The sequence below is a fragment of the Rhodococcus sp. CX genome, from assembly GCF_015865005.1.
In the GTDB taxonomy this organism is placed as follows: Bacteria; Actinomycetota; Actinomycetes; order Mycobacteriales; family Mycobacteriaceae; genus Rhodococcus.
Window position 1 is genome coordinate 32,752 of sequence record NZ_JADZGH010000230.1, and the last position, 22,239, is coordinate 54,990.

21 protein-coding genes are annotated in these 22,239 nt (G+C 69.2%); 9 read left to right on the forward strand and 12 right to left on the reverse strand.

The features are described 5' to 3' along the window. Window positions 1-693, reverse strand: a 693-nt coding sequence (locus I0Q12_RS25680) for an alpha/beta hydrolase family protein (protein WP_231611438.1), incomplete at its 3' end; no start/stop codon positions are given. A gap of 288 nt (window positions 694-981) precedes the next feature. Further along, window positions 982-1,827, reverse strand: coding sequence for a nitroreductase family protein (locus tag I0Q12_RS25685; protein WP_197255993.1), 846 nt, complete (start codon window positions 1,825-1,827; stop codon window positions 982-984). Between the two features lie 118 nt (window positions 1,828-1,945). Between I0Q12_RS25685 and I0Q12_RS25690 the strand changes: the two genes are divergently transcribed. Together I0Q12_RS25690 and I0Q12_RS25695 are read left to right on the forward strand one after the other, a co-directional pair. Next, on the forward strand, window positions 1,946-2,329 hold the full coding sequence (locus I0Q12_RS25690) for a phage holin family protein (RefSeq protein ID WP_197255995.1): 384 nt from the start codon (window positions 1,946-1,948) through the stop codon (window positions 2,327-2,329). An 85-nt stretch (window positions 2,330-2,414) separates the two neighbouring features. After that, window positions 2,415-2,618, forward strand: coding sequence for a PspC domain-containing protein (locus tag I0Q12_RS25695; RefSeq protein WP_197255997.1), 204 nt, complete (start codon window positions 2,415-2,417; stop codon window positions 2,616-2,618). Between the two features lie 12 nt (window positions 2,619-2,630). Here I0Q12_RS25695 and I0Q12_RS25700 read toward each other — a convergent pair whose 3' ends face one another. Next, window positions 2,631-3,476, reverse strand: coding sequence for a LysR family transcriptional regulator (locus I0Q12_RS25700; RefSeq protein ID WP_197255999.1), 846 nt, complete (start codon window positions 3,474-3,476; stop codon window positions 2,631-2,633). Window positions 3,477-3,554: 78 nt separating this feature from the next. On the opposite strand from I0Q12_RS25700, the gene I0Q12_RS25705 reads away from it, so the two are divergent. Further along, a complete protein-coding gene (locus I0Q12_RS25705) occupies window positions 3,555-4,550 on the forward strand; it encodes a bile acid:sodium symporter family protein (protein ID WP_197256002.1) in 996 nt (331 codons plus the stop codon). A 10-nt stretch (window positions 4,551-4,560) separates the two neighbouring features. On the opposite strand, the gene I0Q12_RS25710 is transcribed toward I0Q12_RS25705, so the two are convergent. Continuing rightward, window positions 4,561-5,274 (reverse strand): MerR family transcriptional regulator, encoded by a 714-nt coding sequence (locus I0Q12_RS25710; RefSeq protein WP_197256028.1) that lies wholly within the window; start codon window positions 5,272-5,274, stop codon window positions 4,561-4,563. 116 nt (window positions 5,275-5,390) lie between these two features. Here I0Q12_RS25710 and I0Q12_RS25715 point away from each other — a divergent pair, with 116 nt between their 5' ends. After that, a complete protein-coding gene (locus I0Q12_RS25715) occupies window positions 5,391-6,608 on the forward strand; it encodes an erythromycin esterase family protein (RefSeq protein ID WP_197256004.1) in 1,218 nt (405 codons plus the stop codon). A 14-nt stretch (window positions 6,609-6,622) separates the two neighbouring features. Here I0Q12_RS25715 and I0Q12_RS25720 read toward each other — a convergent pair whose 3' ends face one another. The 6 genes from I0Q12_RS25720 to I0Q12_RS25745 all read right to left on the reverse strand — a co-directional run bounded on the left by I0Q12_RS25720 (window position 6,623) and on the right by I0Q12_RS25745 (window position 14,402). Further along, window positions 6,623-7,657, reverse strand: coding sequence for an alpha/beta hydrolase family protein (locus tag I0Q12_RS25720; RefSeq protein ID WP_197256006.1), 1,035 nt, complete (start codon window positions 7,655-7,657; stop codon window positions 6,623-6,625). 495 nt (window positions 7,658-8,152) lie between these two features. After that, complete coding sequence (gene groL, locus I0Q12_RS25725) at window positions 8,153-9,775, reverse strand: chaperonin GroEL (protein ID WP_197256008.1); 1,623 nt, start codon at window positions 9,773-9,775, stop codon at window positions 8,153-8,155. A 290-nt stretch (window positions 9,776-10,065) separates the two neighbouring features. After that, entirely contained in the window at window positions 10,066-10,596 is a 531-nt protein-coding gene (locus I0Q12_RS25730) for a DUF6764 family protein (protein WP_197256010.1), read from the reverse strand. A 133-nt stretch (window positions 10,597-10,729) separates the two neighbouring features. Further along, window positions 10,730-11,506: an HAD-IIA family hydrolase gene (locus tag I0Q12_RS25735; RefSeq protein WP_197256012.1), complete on the reverse strand. Its 777-nt coding sequence runs from the start codon at window positions 11,504-11,506 to the stop codon at window positions 10,730-10,732. 28 nt (window positions 11,507-11,534) lie between these two features. Beyond that, entirely contained in the window at window positions 11,535-13,502 is a 1,968-nt protein-coding gene (gene htpG / locus I0Q12_RS25740; protein ID WP_197256014.1) for a molecular chaperone HtpG, read from the reverse strand. Window positions 13,503-13,601: 99 nt separating this feature from the next. Further along, window positions 13,602-14,402, reverse strand: coding sequence for an SDR family oxidoreductase (locus tag I0Q12_RS25745; protein ID WP_197256016.1), 801 nt, complete (start codon window positions 14,400-14,402; stop codon window positions 13,602-13,604). A 216-nt stretch (window positions 14,403-14,618) separates the two neighbouring features. Here I0Q12_RS25745 and I0Q12_RS25750 point away from each other — a divergent pair, with 216 nt between their 5' ends. The 4 genes from I0Q12_RS25750 (at window position 14,619) to I0Q12_RS25765 (ending at window position 19,809) form a co-directional block, all read left to right on the forward strand. Then, a complete protein-coding gene (locus I0Q12_RS25750; protein WP_197256018.1) occupies window positions 14,619-16,307 on the forward strand; it encodes a urocanate hydratase in 1,689 nt (562 codons plus the stop codon). A 3-nt stretch (window positions 16,308-16,310) separates the two neighbouring features. Further along, window positions 16,311-17,492 carry an imidazolonepropionase gene (gene hutI / locus I0Q12_RS25755; protein ID WP_197256020.1) on the forward strand — a complete coding sequence of 394 codons (1,182 nt, stop codon included), beginning with the start codon at window positions 16,311-16,313 and terminating at the stop codon, window positions 17,490-17,492. Beyond that, complete coding sequence (gene hutG / locus I0Q12_RS25760; RefSeq protein WP_197256021.1) at window positions 17,489-18,457, forward strand: formimidoylglutamase; 969 nt, start codon at window positions 17,489-17,491, stop codon at window positions 18,455-18,457. The genes hutI and hutG overlap by 4 nt, the downstream gene beginning before the upstream one ends. Before the next feature lie 110 nt (window positions 18,458-18,567). Further along, window positions 18,568-19,809, forward strand: a complete 1,242-nt coding sequence (locus I0Q12_RS25765; RefSeq protein WP_197256022.1) for an FAD-binding oxidoreductase — start codon at window positions 18,568-18,570, stop codon at window positions 19,807-19,809. 18 nt (window positions 19,810-19,827) lie between these two features. Here I0Q12_RS25765 and hutH read toward each other — a convergent pair whose 3' ends face one another. Then, window positions 19,828-21,369, reverse strand: coding sequence for a histidine ammonia-lyase (gene hutH / locus I0Q12_RS25770; RefSeq protein ID WP_197256023.1), 1,542 nt, complete (start codon window positions 21,367-21,369; stop codon window positions 19,828-19,830). A 2-nt stretch (window positions 21,370-21,371) separates the two neighbouring features. After that, window positions 21,372-21,977: a PadR family transcriptional regulator gene (locus I0Q12_RS25775; RefSeq protein WP_197256024.1), complete on the reverse strand. Its 606-nt coding sequence runs from the start codon at window positions 21,975-21,977 to the stop codon at window positions 21,372-21,374. A 98-nt stretch (window positions 21,978-22,075) separates the two neighbouring features. Here I0Q12_RS25775 and I0Q12_RS25780 point away from each other — a divergent pair. Further along, the coding region (locus tag I0Q12_RS25780; RefSeq protein ID WP_197256025.1) for a DUF1707 domain-containing protein at window positions 22,076-22,239 on the forward strand (164 nt) is incomplete at its 3' end.

The following is a 22,239-nucleotide window of genomic DNA, read 5'->3' on the forward strand; positions in this document are numbered from 1 at the left end:
CGCCGGATCCCCGACGGGACCCCACATGTTCGTCACGTCACCCCGCCCGCGCCCCTCGACGACCATTTCGACGAAGCGTCTGCTCACCGGGTCGCTCGTAGAGGGGCACCCGCTGTATGCACCGACCGCGCGATACAGTCCGGGGCTTTCCACGGCGAGATTGAGGACCGAGGTCGCCGAGGCCGACACGCCGGCGATCGCGTTGCGACCGGATGTGCCGAGAGTGGCGTCGACGATCGGCGGAAGCTCACGAGTGAGGAACGTCGACCACTTGTGGCGTCCGAGCACGGGATCGTCACTGCGCCAATCGGTGTAGTAACTGGCCCGACCACCGATCGGGGTGACGACGTTGACGTTCTTGTCGGCGAAGAACGCGACGACGTCGGTGCGGTCGTGCCAGTTGCCGGGTTCTTCCCCGCCGGTGTACCCGTTGAGCAGGTACAGGGTGGGGCGCGGGCGCGACCTGTCGGACGGAAGAATCACCCGTACGGGGATCTCCCGGTCCATCGCGGCGGAGTGGACGATCAGAATCTGCTGCCGGGTATCGACGGTCTCCACCCGGACGAGATGCGCGCCGGATGTCGGCTGCGCGGTTGCCTGCGGCACGACGAACGCGACCACCGCCGCGAGCATCACCAGGGCGCCCAGCAGACTCGGGATACGATGCACCACATACCTTTTCGTCGAATGCATGCGGCGACCACGGCGGTTGCGCCGCGGTCGCCGCTGTGGGCCGTCAGGAGAGCGACAGCAGAAGTTGGATGATGATCTCGAGAATCTCCACGCCTCTCACCCCCTCGATATCGAACGGTATAGATCTGGTAACCATTCGGTCACGGGCGAGAAGCTATCAGTTGAATCCGGACAGTGGGGACTTTTTCTGCGAATCCGGTGAAATACCGATTCCCGACACCCGAAGAGGGCGAGACGACGAATGCGGGTGAGCAGTGTGCTCACCCGCATTCGCGTTCGTACGGTCGGTCAGTTCAGATCGAACCCCCGGCGTTCGAGTGCTTCCTTCAGCCCTTCCCGGACCCCGAGCGCACCCGGGGTCGCGAACCGGCCCACCACCCGATCGGTCCAGCTGTCCGCCAGGCCCTGCTCGCGGTAGAACGCGGAGATGCGAGCCTCGTACTCGGCGGTGCCGGCTTCCTGCGCCTCCAGGTCGTACTGTTCGCGGTGCAGCACGACATCGACGCCCAGCCGCGGCTTGACCTCGGCGGCTGCGGTGGGATCCGGATGCCCGACGACGAGCCCGACCACCGCGAAACTGTGAGCCGGCAGGTTCAGCTCCTCGGCGAGCTCGGTGGGGTGGTTCCGGATCGCCCCGATGTACACGGTGCCGAGGCCCAACGATTCCGCGGCGAGGGCGGCGTTCTGTGCCGCGAGCGTCGCGTCGACAACTCCGAGCAGTGCCGATTCCACGAAGCCCGCATTGACGAGGTCGCGATCGTTCTGCTCGGCGATGCGGCCGGCGCGCGCGAGGTCGGCGACCCACACCAGCAGCAGAGGTGCGTTGCGCACCGCGTCCTGGTCCCCGGCGAGAGCCGCGATCCGGCCGAGCCGATCCCGGTCGGTCACCGCCACGACACTCCACAACTGCAGGTTGCTCGAGCTCGCCGCAGACGACGCCGCCGCGACGATCGCGCGCAACTGTTCTTCGGACACGCTGTCCGGCAGGAACTTCCGCACCGAGCGGTGCGCGAGCTGCGTGGCGAGCACCTCGTTCCACACGTGCTCCCCGGCCTGCTCGGCACGTTCGGCTTCGGCGGTGCCGTAGCGCAGGGCGAGCGCGGCGCGGCGGCCGGCGACAACGGTGTCGGTCATCTGAGTGTCCTTTCTGCAGCGAACGCTTTCCCATCCTGCCGGGACACGCCGACACCGCCCAGGGTTCGCCTCACCGCGATTCCAGACGATTCGGGCTCGGTGGGTCTACTCTGACCGCATGATGCGACTCCTCGCGACTGCGGTCGTCGCCCTGATCGCCAACGCGATCGCCCTGATCGTCGGGGCATGGGTGCTCCCCGACATGTCTCTCACCCCAGTTGCGTTCCTCATCGCCGTGGTGATCTTCACGGTCGTCGCGGTCGTCATCGACCCGCTCATCCGCCAGGTTTCGGTGACGAAGGCACCCGTGCTGCTCGGCAGCAGCGCCCTCGTCTCGACGCTGGTCGCGCTGATCGTCACCGCACTCGTCAGCGACGGCCTGAAGATCAGCGGTATCACGACGTGGGTCCTCGCAACCGTGATCGTGTGGGCGGTGTCGGTGATCGCCCGCCTGCTGCTGCCGATGGTGATCTTCAGGAAGACGCTCGCCGCCCGCAAGTAGGCAGCGACCCCGAGGCGAAAGATCAGGGTCGGAATCGGGGGGTCACCGGATGTGCCCGAGTGCGTCCCGGCGGCACGCTGTACGCATGACATTCGAAAGCAACTCCACGCCCCGCCCCTTCGTCCGTTCCCGCACGCAGCGCATGCTCGGTGGCGTGTGCGGCGGCCTCGCCGAATACTTCAACGTCGACGTCAATCTCGTCCGTGCGGGTGTCGTCGTCGCCGCCTTCGTCACCGGCGGCGGTGCCGCACTGGTCTACCTGGCCCTGTGGATGCTGCTGCCGGAGTGACGGGTACGGCCGTCACCGGAGTCCGGTGTCCCGGCCCAGTCGGTGGGCGTTGTCCAGGATCGCCGAGCGCCGCGCCAGCAGCACGAACTCGAGATCGCCGGCGTCGGGGAGCCGTCGCGTTCCCGCCCGCACCGGTTCGAGACCGGCGGGCGGGAGACTGCGCGCGTGCAGCACGACGCCGAGCCCGGCCAGCGCCGCCGCGCGCAGGCCGTTGAGACTGTCCGCGACGCACGTGATACGCGCGCCGAATCCGGCGCGTTGCAGCACATCGAGCGCGATCTCCCGGGTCAGCGACGGAGGCGGATAGGTCACCAGCGGCACCGGTCCGTCCGGCTCGAGCGTGAAGCCGGGGGCGGCCAGGAACGCGAGACGGTCGCGGAAGATCAGTTCCCCGTGCTGCTCCCCCGGCCGGCGTTTGCCGAACATCAGGTCGAGTTCGCCGTCGTCGAGGCGCCGGTGCAGTTCCTCGCTCAGCGCGACGGTGAGTTCGAGATCCACCCGCGGGTGGCTGCGCCGGAACTCGCCGAGGATCGCCGGGAGTTCGTGCAGTACCAGGTCCTCGGACGCCCCGAACCGCAGCCGGCCGCTGACCGGGGAGTCCTGGAAGTAGCGGCGTGCGGCGTCGTGCCGGTCGAGGATGTCGCGGGCGAAACCGACCATCGCACTACCGTCGGCGGTCGGCTCGACGGTATGGGTGTCCCGCAGGAACAGCCGCCGGCCCACGGCCTGCTCGAGCTTGGCGACGTGCTGGCTGACGGTGGATTGGCGCAGACCCAGCCGCCGCGCGGCGGCACTGAAACTGCGGTCGCGCTCGACGGCGAGGAAGCTCCGAAGCTGCACGGGATCGAACACATCCACCTCCGATCACGATTCGTGATGACAGTAATCGTGGTGATCGGTTCTGTAAATCAGCGGTGGTTCCCCTACGGTCGAATCATGCTCTCGAAGATTCCCGTGCTGAACCGACTCGACCCGTTCCTGGTCGGCATCCTCGCGACGGTCGCGGTCGCGGCGCTGCTGCCCGCCGGCGGAGTCGTGCTCACCGGGTTCACGTGGGCGTCCAAGATCGCGATCGGGCTGCTGTTCTTCCTGTACGGCGCGCGCCTGTCCACCCGCGAGGCGGTCGACGGCCTCAAGCACTGGCGGCTGCACGCGGCGATCCTCGCCACCACGTTCGTGTTCTTCCCGCTGCTCGGGCTGGCCGCGAAAGCACTGGTGCCGTGGCTGCTGACGGACCCGCTGTACATCGGGGTGCTGTACCTGTGCCTGCTGCCCTCGACGGTGCAGTCGTCGATCGCGCTGGTCTCGGTCGCGCGCGGCAACATTCCCGGGGCGATCGTCAGCGCGTCCGCGTCGAGCCTGCTCGGCATCTTCGTCACCCCGGTTCTGGTCGCGCTGACCATGGCGACGCAGGGCGTGACGTTCAGCGCCTCCGCGGTGCTGGACATCGTGCTCATGCTGCTCGTGCCGTTCGCGGCCGGCCAGGTGCTGCGCCGCTGGATCGGCACGTGGGTGAAGGAGCACGGCAAGGCCCTCAAACTCGTCGACCGCGGCGCGATCCTGCTCGTGGTGTACGTCGCGTTCAGCCGCGGCATGAACGAGGGCATCTGGTCGAGCCTGTCGATCGCGCGCCTGCTGGCTCTGGCGGCCGTGTGCATCGTCCTGCTCGCACTCGTCCTTGCGCTCACGTGGTTCGGGTCGCGCCGTCTCGGTTTCACCTACGAGGACCGCACCGCGATCCTGTTCTGCGGGTCGACGAAGTCCCTCGCGACCGGCCTGCCGATGGCGACGGTCCTGTTCCCCGGTCAGCCGATCGGGCTGATCGTGCTGCCGCTGATGCTCTTCCATCAGATTCAGCTGCTGGTGTGCGCCGCGATCGCGGCGCGTCTCGCCAAGAACGTCGCCGAACCGGTCCCGGTGACCGTGTCCTGACGACGGGACCTCACCGCCGGGAAGCGGCCGGACCCGCCTTCTCCATCAGGGTGAGATAGGCGTCGAGCCGCGCCGCGCCGGCGAGAAGACTGCGGCTGCGCGCGCCGAGCCGGTCCTGCCAGGACTCGAGGAAGACCCGCAGTTCCTCGGTCCCGCCCGCCTCACGCACCGAATCGACGAACCGCGCGATCCGGATCAGCGGATATCCGCCGCGCCGCAACTGCCGCGCGATCTCGGCGTCCCGCACACAGTCCGGCCCGTAGTTGCGGTAGCCGGTGGCACGGTCGCGGCCGGGACGCAGGATGCCTTCGGCTTCCCACGCGCGCAGCGTGGCCCGGTGCACGCCGAGCCGGTACGCGAGTTCGCCGACGGACAGCGGCCCACCGCTCGGAGCCGGGGTCGCGGTGGACAGGGCACCGAGCGCCGACGCTACCTCGGCACGGGTTTCCCGCTCGGTCAGCAGGTCGACGTGGGCGGTGTCGATGAGACGACAGGCGGACTCGGCGTCACCGCGGTTGACGCGGCGCATGATCTCCGCCGCCTGCCCGTGGCCGTGCCCGGCGCGCAACGCGAGAAAGGCACGCAGGGCATGCGCGTGCACCTGTGTGTATCGGCGGTATCCGGTGGCGCTGCGCTCGGCCGGCGGCAGGATGCCCGCGTCCTCGTAGTTGCGGATCGCCTGCGCCGACAGTCCGTGCTCGCGGGCCAGGTCGACGGGTCGCAGGGCGCACCTCCGTTTGAGACTTCGAACCGGAAACCACAGGTGATCTTCGTGAAAGTCTCACCCGATCCTTCAACGATACTGTCGACGGGGTAGGTACTTCCGCCAGAGGAGTGTTCATGCCGACCACCACATCGCTGCAGGAAATCGCCCGCCCACTCGACGACCGCGAGAGCCTCGGCCGGGTACTCGACGAACTGCTCGCCGCGCGGCCCGAGCCACCGGCCGTGCTCGCACTCGGTGAGCCGACCCACGGTATCGAGGCGTTTCCGTTGCTGCGCAACGATTTTCTGAGTCACCTGGTCGACCGGGGATTCCGGTCGATCGCGCTCGAAACCGACATCTTCGCCGCGTCGATCGTCGACGACTACGTGTGCGGGGCGCCCGCGGAGCTCGAGACGGTGCTCGCGACCGGGTTCAGTCACGGTTTCGGTGCCGTGCCGGGCAACCGCGAACTCGTCGACTGGCTCCGCGCGCACAACTCCGGCGTCGCCCCGGAGGATCGGGTTCGCTTCCACGGCTTCGACGCGCCGCTGGAGTTCTCCGCGGCACCGAGCCCGCGCCGCGCACTGTCCACGGTCGTCGAATACCTGCCCGCGCCGCTGCGACCGGCGTCGATCCGGGATCTCGACGCGCTGCTCGGCGACGACGCGGACTGGACGAACGAGGCGGCGATGTTCGATCCTGCCGTCTCGATCGGCAATTCGGATCGGGCGCGGGAGCTTCGCCTCGTCGCCGACGATCTCGCCGGTGCGCTGCACCGCGCGGGACCTCTCCTGCGGCCCGCCGACCCGGACGGATACGAGGACGCCGTCGCGCACGCCCGCACCGCGTCGGGCCTGCTGCGCTATCACGCGGCCATGGCGACGGCCGGACCCGACCGGATCGGGAATCTGCTCGGGATCCGCGCCGAGATGATGGCCGCGAACCTGCTCGCGCTCGTCGCGCAGGAACAGCGGCGCGGACCGATCCTGCTGTTCGCGCACAACGCGCACCTGCAGCGGGCGGAGTCCGGGATGCAGGTCGGGCCGGAGAATGCGAGCTGGTGCAGTGCCGGTGCGCTGGCCGGGCTCGAACTCGGTGAGCGCTACGTGTTCGTGGCGACCGACGCCGCACCCCGCCCGGAATCGGGCACCCTCCAGCACGCGCTCGCCGCGGCGACCGGCCGGAAAGCCCTGTTCCCGGTGCCGGAGCTGCGGGCTGCGCTGCCGTCGTCCGTCGGTGCGGGCGAGCCGATCGTGCCCGGCCACATTCCGTTGACGCCGGCCGCGGTCGCCGGTGCCGACGCCGTCGTGTTCGTCGCCGACACCGACGGGACGCGGAAGCAGTACTGGTAGAAGCGGCGGCCCGTCTACCGGTTCAGGGCGGCCTCGATCATCGGCCACGACTGGTGCAGGTCGTCCTGCCAGTAGCCCCACGAGTGGGTGCCGACCGGGCGGAACACGGCCTGCACCGGGATGTCGAGTTCACCGAGCCGGTTCACGAACCGGTGCGTGCACTCGTCCGTCGCGGCCTCGATGGCCCCGCCGACGAGGATCTGATTGGCGAGCGCCTCCACGTCGCCGTTCACCTGGGCCTGATCGAGGCGCTCGTACTGGCCGGGCAGTCCGGTCCCGCTCGATACGTACAGGTCGGTGCCGCGCAGCTTCTCCGCGTTGACGATGGCGTCGTGGGCGACCCAGTCCGGGTCGTCTGCCGGACCCCACATGTTCTCCACGTTGCCGTCGCCTCGCGATTCGACGACGGTCGTCACGTAGGCCCGGCCCAGTTCGTCGCTGGTGGACGCGCAACCGCTGTAGGAACCGACGGCGCGGTACAGGCCGGGACGGGCGATGGCCAGGTCGAGAACCGAGGTCGCCGACGACGACAGGCCGGCGATCGCGTTGGCGCCGGTGGTCGCGAACGTGGCGTCGACGACCGGCGGCAGTTCCCGGGTGAGGAAGGTGGCCCACTTGTTCCGGCCGAGGACCGGATCGTCCTTCTGCCAGTCGGTGTAGTACGAGAAGGCGCCGCCGATCGGCGTGATCACGTAGACGCCCTTGTCCGCGAAGAAGGACTCGACGTCGGTCTTCTGCGTCCAGGTGGCATTGTCCTCGCCGCCGCCGGCTCCGTTGAGCAGGTACAGGACGGGCTTCGGCGTGGTCGTGTCGGCCGGAAGCAGGATCTCGAGCGGGATCGTGCGCCCCATGGACGGCGAGTAGACGTGCGCGGTGACCTTGCGATCGGTGATCCGGTCGATGTGGTCGACGTAGGCACCGGTCGAGGCCGCGTCCACGGTCCCGGCGTCGGAGGGGGCGGGTTCGGCGGTGGCGACGGCGGTCGGGCCGGCGAGGGAGAGCAGGGCGAGTCCGGCGATGACGGTCCGGGAACGGAGGGTGGAGCGCATGTAAAGGAAAGAGCCTTTCACGCGTGACCGCAGCGGCGGAAAAATACCGCTGCGGTCACGGTTCGATGTCGGGAACGAACCCAGTCTACGAGGAACCGAATGCCGAGAAGGCAAGCACCAGGAAGTCCAGGAATTCGAACAGCCCCATTGGTTCCACAGCGGAACTCCTTTTCTAGCCGATGGCGGCGTCTCCTAGCCGATGGCGACGTCGCTGAAGCTGTCGAGAACCTGGATGAAGTCAGGGTTGGCGGCGGCCCACTGGAGCAGCAGAAGCAGCATGGATTCTCCCCTTGTTACTGAAACGAAATTTCGGACAGAAGGGTTATATCACTGTTTCAGCCCACAGGCAGCGCATCGACATGTTGTGAAGAATTCACAGAAAAATAGGTCGAACGGAATTGTTCACGTGTTTCGGACGAGGCTCGGTCAGCTAAAACGGGCGAAGCCCGACCCCACGGTGTGGGATCGGGCTTCGCGCGAGCTGGTGAGCCGGACTCAGAAGTCCATGCCGCCCATGCCGCCGGTCGGGTCCGCGACGGGCGCGGCCTTCTCCGGCTTGTCGGCGACAACGGCCTCGGTGGTCAGGAACAGGGCCGCGATGGACGCCGCGTTCTGCAGCGCCGAGCGGGTGACCTTGACCGGGTCGTTGATGCCGGCGGCGAGGAGGTCCTCGTACTCACCGGTGGCGGCGTTGAGGCCGCTGCCGGCGGGCAGGTTGCGAACCTTCTCCGCGACGACGCCGGGCTCGAGGCCGGCGTTGAACGCGATCTGCTTCAGCGGAGCCTCGAGGGCAACCTTGACGATGTTGGCACCCGTGGCCTCGTCACCCTCGAGCTTCAGGTCGTCGAGAACCGGAGCGGCCTGCAGCAGGGCCACGCCACCACCGGCGACGATGCCCTCCTCGACGGCAGCCTTCGCGTTGCGGACGGCGTCCTCGATGCGGTGCTTGCGCTCCTTGAGCTCGACCTCGGTGGCAGCGCCGGCCTTGATGACCGCGACACCGCCGGCCAGCTTGGCCAGACGCTCCTGCAGCTTCTCGCGGTCGTAGTCCGAATCCGACGCCTCGATCTCGGCGCGGATCTGGTTGACGCGACCGGCGATGGCGTCGGGATCGCCCGCGCCCTCGACGATGGTGGTCTCGTCCTTGGTGACGACGACCTTGCGGGCCTTGCCGAGCAGCTCGATGCCGGCGGTCTCGAGGGACAGGCCGACCTCTTCGCTGACGACCTCGCCACCGGTGAGGATGGCGATGTCGGCGAGCTGGGCCTTGCGACGGTCACCGAAGCCCGGAGCCTTGACGGCGACAGACTTGAAGGTGCCACGGATCTTGTTCAGGACCAGGGTGGACAGAGCCTCACCCTCGACGTCCTCGGCGATGATCAGCAGCGGCTTGCCCGACTGGATGACCTTCTCGAGCAGCGGCAGCAGGTCCTTGACCGTGGAGATCTTGGAGCTGACGAGCAGGATGTAGGGATCCTCGAGCACGGCCTCCTGACGCTCGGCGTCGGTGGCGAAGTAGAGGGAGATGTAGCCCTTGTCGAAGCGCATGCCCTCGGTCAGCTCGAGCTGGAGGCCGAAGGTGTTGGACTCCTCGACGGTGATGACACCTTCCTTGCCCACCTTGTCGATGGCCTCGGCGATGAGCTCACCGATCGCGGGGTCACCGGCGGAGATGCCCGCGGTGGCAGCGATCTGCTCCTTGGTCTCGACCTCCTTGGCGGTGTCGAGCAGCTTGGCGGTGACGGCCTCGACGGCCTTCTCGATGCCGCGCTTCAGACCCAGCGGGTTGGCGCCGGCAGCGACGTTGCGCAGACCTTCGCGAACGAGCGCCTGAGCGAGGACGGTGGCGGTGGTGGTGCCGTCACCCGCGACGTCGTCGGTCTTCTTGGCAACTTCCTTGACCAGCTCTGCGCCGATCTTCTCGTACGGATCCTCGAGCTCGATCTCCTTGGCGATGGACACACCATCGTTGGTGATCGTGGGGGCGCCCCACTTCTTCTCGAGCACGACGTTGCGACCCTTGGGGCCCAACGTCACCTTGACAGCGTCGGCGAGGCTGTTCAGGCCCCGCTCGAGACCGCGACGGGCCTCTTCGTCGAACGCGATGATCTTGGCCATTGCGAAGTGATCCTCCGGATATCGGGGTGACACCTAGGACGACCGCTCGTCGGGTCGGCCCATTCACGGCTCGACCCGAGTCGGGTCGGTCCGTTCACAGGACGACCGCTCGTCGGGACGCCCCGTGTTGGCTCGGTCGGAAGCAGTGCCCGCGACGGACGACCAGGGGTGTCGATATTCCCGGCCTCACCATCCCGACCTGGCACTCACTCAGCGTGAGTGCCAACTGCATTTTTAGCACTCGGGTGTGGCGAGTGCAAGGGTCGCCACACCCGGTCGATGGGTACCGATCAGCGGCGCGTGGACCCCACACCGACCGCGCACCACTGACCCGACCCGGTGTTCACCGCGAACGACTGGGCACCGACGCACGTGACGCCGGTTTCGTCGGCGGTCGCACCCGATCCCCAGCCCGCGAGCGACAGGGTGATCACCGACGGACCCTGCGCCGACGAATGGCTCAGACCGCCGCCGAGCGCGAAGGCAAACGAACGTCCGCCGTCCCGCGCGGCACTCAGCGCGGTGCCGAACCCGGTCGCCTGCGCCTCGGCCGCCCCGGCCGCGTTCGCGACCGACACCGCGGTGCCGCTGTCCGCCGCCGCCGCGCGGGCCGTGCTGCCGATCTCCGCCTTGGCACCGCAGCTCGCGGTGTCCGACACGAGGATCTGATTCTCCGACGGCGGCGACACACAGGTCACCGGCGCAGCCGTCGCGGCACCCACTCCGAGCAGGGATGCGGCCGCCACACCCAGGGCGGCGACCACACCGGCACGCGCCGCGCGACGGCCGGGACGAACGGAGCGGAAGGAACGAATGATCAAGGCAGCTCCTCGAGAACTGGTTCGAGACTGATCGGATACCGGAGGAGAGACCCCCCGGGGCGCGAGCGTATCCCGTCCCGAAAGGACCCGTCCGAGTGGGATGGGTCACAGCGCCCGACGGTGCCGGCGGCCGCTACAGCCGGTCCAGCAGGGCCGGAAGATCGGCGATCGAATCGATGACGTGATCGGGCCTGTCGACGGCCAGATCGAGCACCGACTGGCGGAACTTGCCCGTGCGCACGAGCACTCCGGTCATCCCGAGCCGCTGCCCGGGGATCACCTCGGCGCCCAGATCGTCGCCGACCACGACGATGCGGTCCGCGTCGGTGCCCATCAATTCGGCGGCCTCGAGGAAACCCTGCATGGACGGCTTCCCGACCGCGACGACGCTGCGCCCCGACAGCTCCTCGAGACCCGCCAGGTAGGTGCCGGTGTCGAGGCGCAGACCGTCCGACGCCTGCCACGCGCCGGCCCGGTGCATCGCGACGACGGGCACCCCGTCGAGCATCAGTTCCGCGACCCGGCTCAGCGCCCGGTGCGTGAACTCGGGCCCGGCGCCACCGAGGACGACGACCTCCGGATCGTCGTCGTCGCGGACGACGCCGGCGAGATCGGCGTCGACGTTGCCGTGGTTGAGCAGCCAGCACCGGCGACCGGGATAGGTCTGCCGCAGGTATTCGGCGGTGAGCGAGGCGGCGGTGACGATCTCCGACTCGTCGACGGGCATGCCCAGTTCGGTGAGCCGGCCCGCGATCTCGGCGCGGGTGCGGGAGGTCGTGTTGGTGAGGAACGCGCGCGCGAGGCCGCGGTCGCGCAGACCCGCGAGCACGTCCGCGGCGCCGGGGACGGGGTCCCACGACAGGACGATCACGCCTTCGATGTCGAACAGAACCCCGTCCACGCCGCTCATGACGCCGAGCTTATCGGCCCGCGTCGCGCTACAGGCTGCGGGCGAGCTTGTCGGCGAGCAACCGCGCGAAGCGAGCCGGGTCGTCGAGTTCGCCGCCCTCGGCGAGCACCGCGGTGCCGTACAGCAATTCGGCGGTCTCGGCGAGCGCCGGGTCGTCGCTGCGCTGCTCGTGCGCGGTACGCAGACCGGTCACCAACGGATGGTCCGGGTTCAGCTCGAGGATCCGCTTCATCGGAGGCAGCGCCTGTCCCGATGCCCGGTACATGCGCTCGAGGGCGGGCGACATGCTGAACGTGTCACCGACGATGCATGCCGGGGACGTCGTCAGCCGCGACGACAGGCGCACCTCCTTGATGTGCTCGTCGAGCGTGTTCTTCAGCCATTCGAGCAGGTCCGCGAAGCCCTTCTCCTTCTCCTCGCGTTCCGCCTCGGCGGCCTTCTTCTCGTCCTCGCTGCCGAGGTCCACCTCGCCCTTGGCGATCGAGCGCAGCGCCTTGCCCTCGAACTCCGGCACCGACGACGTCCACATCTCGTCGACCGGGTCGGTGAGCAGCAGCACCTCGATGCCCTTGGCGCGGAACGCCTCCATGTGCGGGGAGTTCTCGAGCTGCTGCCGCGACTCGCCGGTCAGATAAAAGATGTCCTCCTGGCCTTCCTTCATCCGCTCGACGTACTCGGCGAGCGTGGTCTGCGTCGCAGTCGCGTCAGGGTCGGCGCCGGCCTCCGTGCTCGCGGTGGAGTCGAACGACGACAGCGCCAGCAGGGTCTCGCGGTTGTCGGTGTCGGAGATCAGGCCTTCCTTGACGACGCGACCGAACTCCGCCCAGAACGTGCGGTACTTGTCGCGGTCGTTGGCGAGCATGTCCTTGATCGTGGACAGCACCTTCTTGGTGAGCCGGCGCCGGATCGCCCTGATCTGGCGGTCCTGCTGCAGGATCTCGCGAGAGACGTTGAGCGAGAGGTCCTGTGCGTCGACGACACCCTTGACGAAGCGCAGGTACTCCGGCATCAGCTCTTCGCAGTCGTCCATGATGAACACCCGCTTGACGTACAGCTGGACGCCGGACTTGCGTTCGCGCATGAACAGGTCGAACGGAGCGTGCGACGGAAGGAACAGCAGCGCCTGGTATTCGAAGGTGCCCTCGGCCTTCATCGGGATGATCTCGAGCGGGTCGTCCCAGGCGTGGGAGACGTGCCGGTAGAAGTCCTTGTACTCCTCGTCGGACACCTCCTCCCGGGAACGCGCCCACAGGGCCTTGCCGGAGTTGAGGGTTTCGGTTTCGACGACCGTCTCGACGACGGGTTCGCCGCCGTCCTCGGCGGGGGTGGTCTTCGTGCGTTCGATCTCCATCCGGATCGGCCAGGCGATGAAGTCCGAGTACTTCTTGACGATCTCGCGCAGCTTGCTCGGGGAGGTGTAGTCGTAGAGGTGGTCGTCGGCGTCCTCCGGCTTGAGGTGCAGGGTGACGGAGGTGCCCTGCGGCACGTCCTCGACGGCGGCGATCGTGTAGGTCGACTCGCCGCCGGATTCCCAGCGCGTGCCAGTCTCCTCCCCCGCCCGGCGGGTGACCAGGGTGACATTGTCGGCGACCATGAACGCCGAGTAGAAGCCGATGCCGAACTGGCCGATCAGTTCCTCCGACGCGGCGGCGTCCTTGGCTTCCTTCAGCTTGCGGCGCAGTTCCCCGGTGCCGGACTTGGCGAGTGTGCCGATGAGGTCGATCACTTCGTGGCGGGACATGCCGATGCCGTTGTCCCGGACGGTGAGGGTCCGCTTGTCCTTGTCGACCTCGAGGTCGATGTGCAGATCGGAGGTGTCGACCTCCAGGTCCTTGTTGTGGAACGACTCCAGTCGCAGCTTGTCCAGCGCGTCGGACGCGTTGGAGACGAGTTCCCGCAGAAACGTGTCCTTGTTCGAATAGATCGAATGGATCATCAGGTCCAGCAGCTGCCGGGCCTCGGCCTGGAACTCACGCTGTTCGACGTTTGTGCTCATTTTCGGTCCCCTTCGAAGCAGAACTGACGACCGTCGATCCTACTGATGACGGCAGGCAGCTTCGCTGCTCGTGTGCCTTTGTGGCGGTCAGGGGCGCCACTACGGCACACGGACGGATTCCGCCTCCGCGAAACAGCGGCGGAGCGAATCCATGCGCGCCTCGACGTGGGACAGATAGTGCGGGTGCGTGAGGATGTACGGAAGGTCGCGGGCGATGCCGTCGAGCACCCGCGCGCCGGCCTCCGCCGGATCCATCCCGAGGCTGCCGTCGCCCTTGATGTGCGCGACGTTCTCCACCTGACCGCCCAGCCGTGTCGTGGTGCCGTCGAGGTTCGACCGGACCAGCCCGGGGCACAGCACCGACACCCCCACCCCGTGGGGCGCCATCTCCTGCCGCAGCGCCTCGGACATCGCCACGACCGCGCTCTTGGCCGCACTGTAGGCCCCGCGGCCCGGCGCACCCGCGGTCAGGGCCATCACGGACGCGGTGTTGACGATGTGGCCCCGCCCGCGGACGCGCAGGTCGGCCGCGAACGTGGAGATCCCGTTGAACACTCCCGTCAGGTCGATGTCGATGATCCGGTCGAACACCTCCGGGTCCAGGTCGGCGAAGTCCCGGCCGTTGAATCCGATTCCCGCGTTGTTGACGAGGATGTCGACGGGCCCGAACACCGCTTCCGACCGGGCCTTCGCCTCACGCCAGGCCGCGCGGTCGCGCACGTCGAGTTCGAGCCCGGCGAAGTCGTCCGGGCGGGTGGCGACGACCGCTTCGGTTGCCTCCCGGTCGATGTCGGCGATCGTGACACGCACCCCGGCGTCGGCGAGCGCCTCGGCGATACCCCTGCCGATACCACTGGCGCCGCCGGTGACGAATGCGTGGCGCGCGGAACCCAGGTCCACTTGCTTCCACCTCCTGCTGCGAAACCTCGACGAGAATGATGTTTCCGTAAAGCAGAACATCATTCTTGGCGATGGTCAAGCAGCTGCGCTGCCGGTGTGCCGAAATGGCGGTCGGAGGCGCCACTTCGGCACACCGGCGCCGAATCGGCGCTTCGCCACCGCATCACGGCACCGAGAGGGTGTAATCGGTACAGGCCCGAACACCGCGAGGTGATCATGACGAACCTGCCCGGCGCCCGGCCCGTCCGCGCTCCCCGCGGCCGCGACCTGCACTGTCGCGGCTGGCAGCAGGAGGCCGCGCTGCGCATGCTGATGAACAATCTGGATCCGGAGGTCGCCGAACGCCCCGACGATCTCGTGGTCTACGGCGGCACCGGGCGCGCCGCCCGTAGTTGGGCGGCGTTCGACGCGATCGTCGCCACGCTCGAGACCCTCGCCGACGACGAGACCCTGCTCGTCCAGTCCGGCAAGCCTGTCGGGGTCCTGCGCACCCACGAGTGGGCTCCGCGGGTGCTGATCGCGAACTCGAATCTGGTCGGCGACTGGGCGAACTGGGAGGAGTTCCGCCGGCTCGAGGCGCTCGGTCTCATCATGTACGGGCAGATGACGGCAGGTTCGTGGATCTACATCGGCTCGCAGGGCATCCTCCAGGGCACCTACGAGACGTTCGGGGCGGTCGCGCGGAAGCTCGCCGCCTCGGGGCGCTACCCGGACAGCGGCGGCACCCTCGCGGGCACCCTCACCCTCACCGCGGGCCTCGGCGGAATGGGCGGCGCGCAACCGCTGGCGATCACGATGCACGACGGTGTCGCCCTGTGCGTCGACGTCGACCCGGCTCGCATCGAAAGACGCCTGGACCACGGCTATCTCGACGTGCGCGCCGACACCCTCGAAGCCGGACTCGAACTGGCGGTCGCCGCGCGCGAGGCCCGCACCCCGTTGTCGATCGGGGTGGTCGCCAACGCCGCCCACGCATTCCCGCGACTTCTCGAGCGCGGCGCGCCGATCGATATCGTCACGGATCAGACCTCCGCGCACGACCCGCTGTCCTACCTTCCGCTCGGGGTGGAACTCGAGGACTGGCACCGGCTGAGCGAGAAGGACCCGGCCTGGTTCACCGAGCAGGCACGCGCGTCGATGGCACGGCACGTCGAGGCCATGGTCGGATTCCTCGACCGCGGCGCCGAGGTGTTCGACTACGGCAATTCGATCCGCGACGAGGCCCGCAAGGGGGGCTACGACCGCGCGTTCGCCTTCCCCGGCTTCGTCCCCGCCTACATCCGGCCGCTGTTCGAGGAGGGGCGCGGCCCGTTCCGGTGGGCGGCACTGTCGGGCGACCCCGCCGACATCGCCGCGACCGATCGGGCGGTCGCCGAATTGTTCCCGGACAACACGCATCTGACGCGGTGGCTGCGCCTGGCCGGGGAGAAGGTGCAGTTCGAGGGTCTGCCGGCGCGGATCTGCTGGCTCGGGTACGGCGAGCGGCACCGGGCGGGCCTGCGATTCAACGAGATGGTGGCCTCCGGTGAGGTGTCCGCGCCGATCGTCATCGGCCGCGACCACCTGGACGCCGGGTCGGTGGCGTCGCCCTACCGCGAGACGGAGGCGATGGCCGACGGCTCCGACGCGATCGCCGACTGGCCGCTGCTCAACGCGCTGGTCAACACCGCGTCGGGAGCGACCTGGGTGTCGATCCACCACGGCGGCGGCGTCGGCATGGGCCGGTCCATCCACGCCGGTCAGGTCTGCGTCGCCGACGGCACCGAGCTCGCCGCCCGCAAACTCGAGCGGGTGCTCACCAACGATCCCGCGACCGGCGTGCTGCGGCACGTCGACGCCGGCTACGACAAGGCCGGTGAGGTCGCCGCCCGGCACGGCCTGCGCATCCCCATGCAGGAGCGGTGAGTCGTGACCTCGGGTCCGTGGACGCTGCTCGACGGCATCGGTGTCCTCGTCACCAACGATCCCGATATCGGGGTGGGCCGGCTGGGCCTGTTGCGAGACGCGGCGCTCCTGCTCGGGGACGGTGTCGTGCAATGGGTGGGCAGCAGCGGTCGGGAACCGCACGCCGACAATGCCTTTCGTCTCGACCTGGACGGCCGCACGGTACTTCCCGGATTCGTCGACAGCCACACGCATCCGGTCTTCGCCGGCGACCGCGCCGAGGAGTTCGCGTCCCGGATGGCCGGGCAGCCCTACACCGCGGGAGGCATCCGCTCGACGATCGCGGCGACCCGCGCGGCGACCGACGCGGAGCTGAACGCGACCGTGACCCGGTTGGTGACCGAGGCCCGCCGGTCCGGGACGACGACGATCGAATGCAAGTCCGGATATGGCCAGACCGTCGCCGACGAATTGCGCAGCCTGCGCCTGGCCGCGGCGCACACGCCGGAGACGACGCTGCTCGCCGCGCACGTCACTCCGCCCGAATTCGACGGCCGCACAGACGACTACGTCCGCATGGTGATCGAGGAGATGATCCCTGCGTGCGCGCCCCACGCGAAGTGGATCGACGTGTTCTGCGAGCGCGGCGCGTTCGACGCCGACCAATGCCGCGCGGTGCTCAGCGCCGGTGTCGCGGCGGGGATGGTCCCGCGGGTGCACGGCAACCAGCTCGGTCCGGGCGAGGGCGTGCGGCTCGCCGTCGAAACCGGCGCGGCGTCGGTCGATCACGTCACGCACACCAGCGCGGACGACATCGCGGCGCTGGCCGACAGCACCACGGTCGCAACCTTGCTCCCGGGAGCCGAATTCTCCACGCGGGAAACGTATCCCAATTCCCGACGACTGCTCGACTCCGGTGTGACGGTCGCGGTGGCGACCGACTGCAACCCCGGCACCTCGTACACGACGAGCATGCCCCTGTGCATCGCGCTGGCGGTACGCGAGATGCACATGAGCCCAGACGAGGCGGTGTGGTCCGCTACCGCGGGCGGAGCACACGCGCTGCGCCGCAACGATATCGGCGTGCTGAGACCCGGCTGCCGGGCGGATGTGATCGCGCTCGACGCCCCCTCGCACGTGCACCTCGCGTACCGGCCGGGCGTGCACCTCGTCTCGCACGTGTGGAAGGACGGAATTCGCCTATGATCCTGCGGACGGATGTGCCGGCGCAGTCGTGGACCGGCCGCGACGACGGCCCGGGCCGGGAGCACCTGCGCTGGCACGGTGCCGTCACGCCGTGGCCCGACGACCCGGAACCCGGGACTCCCGTATTGATCGGGTTCCGCAGCGACGAAGGCGTGCGCCGCAACCGGGGCCGGCCCGGTGCCGCCGACGGACCGGCCGCACTGCGCGCGGGGCTCGCGTCGCTGGCGGTGCCGCCGTCCGGACCGTCGACGGTGTACGACGCGGGCGACGTGGTCGTCGCCGGTGGCGACCTCGAGGGAGCACAGCGCCGCCTCGGCGCCGCGGTGACCACACTGCTCGACCACGGACACCCCGTCACGGTCCTCGGGGGCGGGCACGAGGTCGCGTACGGCACCTACCTGGGCATCGCGGGCAGCGCGGCCGTGCGTGACGGCGCGCGCTGCGGCGTGCTGAACCTCGACGCGCACTTCGACCTGCGGGCCGATGCGACACCGAGTTCGGGTACCCCATTCCTGCAGATGGCGCGCGAGGAGAAGTCGCGGGGTCGGGATCTGCGGTATGCGGTGGTGGGGATCGCGCAGCCGAGCAACACGACCGCGCTGTTCACGACCGCCTCCGAACTCGGGGTGCGATACCTGCTCGACGACGAGTGCCGCATCGCGCATCTGCCCGACGTCGAGACGTTCGTCGGCGAGTTCCTCGCGACGGTGGACCTGGTCCACCTGACCGTCGACCTGGACGTCCTCCCGGCCGCGATCGCGCCGGGCGTCAGCGCCCCGGCCGCGTACGGGGTTCCACTCGAGGTGGTCCAGCACGTGTGCGATCTGGTGGCGCGCAGCGGCCGGCTCGCCGTCGCCGAGGTCGCCGAGCTCAACCCGGCCTTCGACATCGACGACCGGACGGCGCGCACCGCGGCGCGCCTCGTGCACCGGATCGTCACCGGAAGACCCACCGGCACTCGCTAGAACCGGGACACGCCCCACGACCCGGGATCCGAGCCGATGTTCGCCGCCCCGGTCGCGCACACGCGTGCATGATGGAACCGGATGGGGCATTTCGGATACGGGAGTGCGTCATGACCGTTCGTCGGGTGATCGTCGTCGGTGCCGGTGTCGTCGGACTGTCCACCGCCTGGTTCCTGCAGGAGCGCGAAGTCGCGGTCACGGTGCTCGACCGCAAGGGTGTCGCCGCGGACGCCTCCTGGGGCAACGCGGGGTGGTTGGCTCCGGCGTTGACGCTGCCGCTGCCCGAGCCGTCGGTGCTGCGCTACGGACTGCGATCGGCGCTGACTCCGTCGTCGCCGGTGTACGTGCCGCCGACCACCGACCTGCGGTTGCTACGGTTCCTCGCCGGTTTCGCCCGCAACTGCACGCCCGGTCGCTGGCGTGCCTCGATGGCGGTGTTCGCGCAGGCCAACCGGGTCGCGCTGGACGCCTACGACGACCTGATCCGCGGCGGGCTCACCGAGCAGACCCGCACCGCCGATCCGTTCCTGGCCGCGTTCGTGTCCGAGTCGGATCGGCAGGGCCTGCTCGACGAGTTCGAGCACGTGCGGGCCGCCGGCGGCGAGGTCGACTACGAACTTCTCGATCGTGACACCGTGCGGTCGCTCGAGCCGCTGCTCGGCGAGGCCGTGCGGGTGGGGGTGCTGATTCGGGGGCAGCGGTTCATCGATCCGCCCCGCTTTCTCGCGGCCCTGGCCGACTCCGTGCGCGAACGCGGCGGTGAGATCGTCGAAGGGTTCGACACCGAGTCGGTACGTGCGCGCGCGGAGTCCGTGGAGGTCACCGGCCCGGACGGGCAGGCCTACTCGGCGGACGCGGTGGTGCTCGCGACGGGCGCGCGGCTCGGGGATCTGGCGCGGCCCTTCGGGGTGCGGACGATCGTGCAGGCCGGTCGCGGCTACAGCTTCAGCGTCCACCCCGCGGAACTGCCCAAGAATCCGATCTACTTTCCGACCCAGCGGGTCGCGTGCACACCGCTGCACGACCGGCTGCGGATCGCCGGGATGATGGAGTTCCGTAGCCCCGACGCCCCGTTCGATCCACGTCGAGTGCAGGCGATCATCGATGCCACCCGCCCGTTGCTCAGCGGAATCGATTGGTCCGCAACGAAAGAGGAGTGGGTTGGGTCGCGTCCGTGCACCGCCGACGGTCTGCCGCTGATCGGCGAAACCCTGTCGCCGCGGGTGTTCGTCGCGGGCGGGCACGGCATGTGGGGTGTCGCGCTCGGTCCGCTGACCGGCCGACTGCTCGCGGAGTTGATGGCGACCGGTATTCCGGATCCACTTCTGCGCCGTTTCGATCCCCTGCGATGAGTGTCGCCGGGTCGACCGTCACGGCAACGGACCGACGACCGCCTCGGCCGCGGCGACAAGTTCACCCGACGCGGCCATGGCCATCGCCTCGTCGATCTCCGGCGCGAGGTGCCGGTCCGTTCCGGGTCCGGGCACGCGGCGACGCAACGCATCCCGGACCGCCGCGGTGCCCGGCGCCGGGGTCAGCGGGGAACGAAGGTCCAACGCCCGTGCAGCGGTGAGAATTTCGATCGACAACACCCGCGTCAGTCCGTCCAGAGCGCGGCGAAGTTTGCGGGCCGCGGACCACCCCATCGAAACATGGTCCTCCTGCATCGCCGACGACGGAATCGAATCGACACTCGCCGGTGCCGCAAGTCTTTTCAGCTCCGCGACGATTCCGGCCTGCGTGTACTGCGCGATCATGTGGCCGCTGTCGACCCCGGGATCGTCGGCGAGGAACGGCGGCAGACCGTGGTTGCGCGCGACGTCGAGCAGCCGATCCGTGCGACGTTCGCTCATGCTCGCGACATCGGCCACGGCGATGGCAAGGAAATCGAGGACGTAGCCGAGCGGAGCCCCGTGGAAGTTGCCGTTCGATTCGATCCGGCCATCTGCAGTGACGACGGGATTGTCTATGGCCGAGCACAATTCGCGGCTCGCGACCTGTTCGGCGTGGGCGAGGGTGTCGCGGGCCGCACCGGCGACCTGCGGGGCGCAGCGCAGCGAGTACGCGTCCTGCACGATCGGGCAGTCGTCGGTGCGGTGGCTGGCGACGATCCCGGAGCCGGCGAGCAGGCGGGCCATGTTCGCCGCCGCGGTCGCCTGGCCGGGGTGCGGACGCAGCGCGATCAGGTCGGCGGCGAAGACCCGGTCGGTCCCGAGCAGCGCTTCGACGCTCATGGCCGCGGCGATGTCGGCGAGCCGCAGCAGGTCGGCGAGATCGCGGCACGCGAGCACGAGCATGCCGAGCATGCCGTCGGTGCCGTTGATCAGCGCCAGGCCTTCCTTCTCGGCGAGAACGACCGGCATGCATCCCGCCTCGGCGAGCGCCTCCACCGCGGGCAGGACGACACCGGCGCGGTCGCGAACCGTGCCCTCCCCGGTCAGCGCGAGCGCGACGTGCGCGAGGGGCGCCAGGTCGCCGGAACAGCCGAGACTGCCGTGCTCCGGCACGATCGGGGTGATCCCCGCATCGAGCATGGCCGCGTACGCGACGGCGGTGTCGACGCGGACGCCGGTGCGACCCGTCGCGAGGGTGGACAGGCGCAGCAGCATCATCGCCCGCACCACCTCCCGCTCGACCTCGGGGCCCGTGCCCGCGGCATGGGAGCGCACGACGCTGCGCTGCAGCCGGGCCCGGTCCTCGGCGGGAATGTGCCGGACGGCGAGGGCACCGAACCCGGTGGAGATGCCGTACACCGGCCGGGAGCCGCGGGCCAGCGCGTCTACGAGGGCTCGGCCGTCGGCGATCGCGGTGAGCGCCTCGTCGGACAACCGGACCGACGCGTCGCCGCGCGCGACCCGCACCACCTCGTCGGGGGTGACGGGTCCGATTCCGACGACGACCTCACCGGCCACTGCTACCTCCCGGATTCGCTTTCGAGGTCGTTGTGGGCTTCGAGGTCATTGTGGACGCCGTCCTCGCTCGGGGTGTCGCCTTTCGGGTTCGGGCCGGTCAGGCGGTCCCCGACGCGGTCGAACCAGTCGAGCACCGCGCGTTCGTAGAGCACGCCGAAGTCGAGGGTCGCTCCGAAGTAGGGGTCGATTCCGTCGAGCGCGGCGAGTTCTTCGTATTCGGAGAGGCGTTGTTCGTGGGCGGTGCGGTGGGCGGCGAGCATCTCGGCGAGACGCTCGGGCGGCAGATGGCCACCGAAGGCGACGGTCAGCAGCAGCGGGTACCGGATGTTCTCGGGGCCGGGTTCCCGGACGATCCAGTCCGCGAAGGCGCGACGGCCGGCGTCGGTGAGGGAGTAGGGCTTGCGGTCGCGCGGGCCCTTCTCCCCCGCCACGATCAATCCCGCGGTCTCCATCGCCGCGAGTTCCCGGTACACCTGGCTGGTCGTCAGGGACCAGAACTTGCCGATACGGTCCTGCGCGGTCGCGACCAGGTCCCATCCGGTCTTCGGGCCCTCGTGCAGGAATCCGAGCAGCGACGCCGCGGTCGCGTTGAGGGGACGGCCTGTCATCGCGGGTTCCTTCCGCCGAGGGGTTGACATTCCACTGTGGCATATCGCATGCTGGTTTACGCGACATTCCACAATGGAAGATCCTGGGAGGGATCCCGATGGACGCACTCGCCCCCGAAACCCCCATCGCCGGCCTCCGCATCTCCGACGCCGACCGCGAACGGCTCGTCCAGATCCTCGGCACCCATGTCGGCGCGGGCCGCCTGACCCTGACCGAGTTCGACGACCGCGTCGCGCAGGTCTACCGGGCCGTCACCGAGGA

Excerpts from the sequence above, each read along its gene's own strand:
- I0Q12_RS25715 (WP_197256004.1), top strand. The coding sequence starts at position 5,391 with ATGCCGACCACCACATCGCTGCAGGAAATCGCCCGCCCACTCGACGAC.
- I0Q12_RS25765 (WP_197256022.1), top strand. The coding sequence starts at position 18,568 with ATGACCGTTCGTCGGGTGATCGTCGTCGGTGCCGGTGTCGTCGGACTG.
- I0Q12_RS25720 (WP_197256006.1), bottom strand. The coding sequence starts at position 7,657 with ATGCGCTCCACCCTCCGTTCCCGGACCGTCATCGCCGGACTCGCCCTG.
- hutG (WP_197256021.1), top strand. The coding sequence starts at position 17,489 with ATGATCCTGCGGACGGATGTGCCGGCGCAGTCGTGGACCGGCCGCGAC.
- I0Q12_RS25690 (WP_197255995.1), top strand. The coding sequence starts at position 1,946 with ATGATGCGACTCCTCGCGACTGCGGTCGTCGCCCTGATCGCCAACGCG.
- I0Q12_RS25735 (WP_197256012.1), bottom strand. The coding sequence starts at position 11,506 with ATGAGCGGCGTGGACGGGGTTCTGTTCGACATCGAAGGCGTGATCGTC.
- I0Q12_RS25775 (WP_197256024.1), bottom strand. The coding sequence starts at position 21,977 with ATGACAGGCCGTCCCCTCAACGCGACCGCGGCGTCGCTGCTCGGATTC.
- I0Q12_RS25750 (WP_197256018.1), top strand. The coding sequence starts at position 14,619 with ATGACGAACCTGCCCGGCGCCCGGCCCGTCCGCGCTCCCCGCGGCCGC.
- groL (WP_197256008.1), bottom strand. The coding sequence starts at position 9,775 with ATGGCCAAGATCATCGCGTTCGACGAAGAGGCCCGTCGCGGTCTCGAG.
- I0Q12_RS25695 (WP_197255997.1), top strand. The coding sequence starts at position 2,415 with ATGACATTCGAAAGCAACTCCACGCCCCGCCCCTTCGTCCGTTCCCGC.
- I0Q12_RS25685 (WP_197255993.1), bottom strand. The coding sequence starts at position 1,827 with ATGACCGACACCGTTGTCGCCGGCCGCCGCGCCGCGCTCGCCCTGCGC.
- I0Q12_RS25705 (WP_197256002.1), top strand. The coding sequence starts at position 3,555 with ATGCTCTCGAAGATTCCCGTGCTGAACCGACTCGACCCGTTCCTGGTC.
- htpG (WP_197256014.1), bottom strand. The coding sequence starts at position 13,502 with ATGAGCACAAACGTCGAACAGCGTGAGTTCCAGGCCGAGGCCCGGCAG.